The 1,385-nt window shown below is 61.8% G+C and carries 1 protein-coding gene and 1 pseudogene; one reads left to right on the forward strand and one right to left on the reverse strand.

Annotation, left to right across the window (positions count from 1 at the left end; translation table 11 throughout):
* Nucleotides 1–410, reverse strand: a 410-nt coding sequence (locus AC07ZS_RS29780) for a hypothetical protein (RefSeq protein WP_494802033.1), incomplete at its 3' end; no start/stop codon positions are given.
* 701 nt (nucleotides 411–1,111) lie between these two features.
* On the opposite strand from AC07ZS_RS29780, the pseudogene AC07ZS_RS29785 reads away from it, so the two are divergent.
* Nucleotides 1,112–1,385 (forward strand): annotated as a pseudogene (locus tag AC07ZS_RS29785) (hypothetical protein); the annotation flags it as partial.

Below are 1,385 nucleotides of genomic sequence, written 5' to 3' on the forward strand. Positions count from 1 at the left end.
CCCGCGATCACCCAGCCCATGCCATCAAAACCTGCCGAGGGGGCTTTCCACACAATGGACTCACCCGCGGCCGTCTGTCCCACCGCTGCGGTGTCCGCCGTGACCGCTGGCGCCACAGGCGCTCCTGCGGCGGAGAGGTCTCCAGACGGGAGGAATGCAAGGTCGGGCGTGCTGTAGAAGTCAGCCAGCGTGGCCACCTCGCCCTGCCCGTCCAACTCCAGCACCAGATCCAGGCCCTTGCGCTTGAGCACCAACCCCTTGGGCGCCTGGCCCGTGGAGGGGTCGACCACCGTCACCACAGAACCCGGCAGCAGCTTGAGGCGGCTCAACGATTCAAGCGTGTGGCTTTGCTGGCGGCCGTTGGCGCCCTTGACGATGGCCTGAAGAAGCGTTTTGGAGGTTGCGGTCATGGATGTTTTTGGGTAAGTCATTGAGAAATCTGGGCTGGCTCATGCCGCTTCAAGGCTTACGCACCAGGGATGGTCCCGAGACATCCCAACGAGAGAGCCAAGAGGCAAAAGAAAAGGTGATGGCCCAGTTGACCTGGGCGGATCGCCGTCGGAAGTCCGTGCTGGGTGGCATATTTGGAGTTGATATTACATTGATTTTTTACAAAACATCATAATCAACAAAAATAACAACAAAACGACTGAAGTGGCACCACTGCCGACCTCTCCCCGCGTGGTTTTCAAGGCGGCTCGTCCGGGGTGACCTGGCTGGCGTTGGTGTGGTTGGCGGCAGCACCATGGCGTGAGGCCCGCGCGCTCGGTGGCGCGGAGGCGTCAGCGAGTCCGTCCGGGCGAAGGAGAACCTGGCCATCCAGGATGGATCCCGGGGGCAATGGGGCATCGAGGAGTTCGCACCCCAGCCTTGGCGCAGCGGTTCAAACCGTGGCCAGCCCAGCCCCAGGGCCAATCCACGAACTTAAGCTGGTAAAATGCGTAAGTCTTTGATTTTGTTCTGAGGCTGGTATGATTTCTGCCTCAATGCTGTGATTTTGCACAGTCCATCCTGACCGATTTTTCCGATCATCTGCACAGCCCGGCCTTTGCCCAGATGGCCCGCAGCCCCGATCACCCCCGAAGCCTTCACCCGCGCGCGCAAGCTGCCTTTGCCCACGCTCCTGGGCGTCCTTCTGAGCTTTCGCGGCGCCAGCGTGCAAAGTGAACTCGACACCTTCTTTGCCAGCCTGGGCACCCACGGCGCTGGCGTTCTGGTCTCTGACCGCGCCCTGGCCAAGGCCCGCTCCAAGCTGCATGCGCCCGCCCTGTGGGCGCTCAATAATCGCTTGATCTCTGCTGTAGCGGCCCGGGGTCTGTTGAACCTGTTCAAGGGCCGCCGCCTGGTCTGTGCCGATGGCACGCTTCTGGCACCGGCCCAACGTG

This window comes from Hydrogenophaga sp. GW456-12-10-14-TSB4, assembly GCF_059424305.1.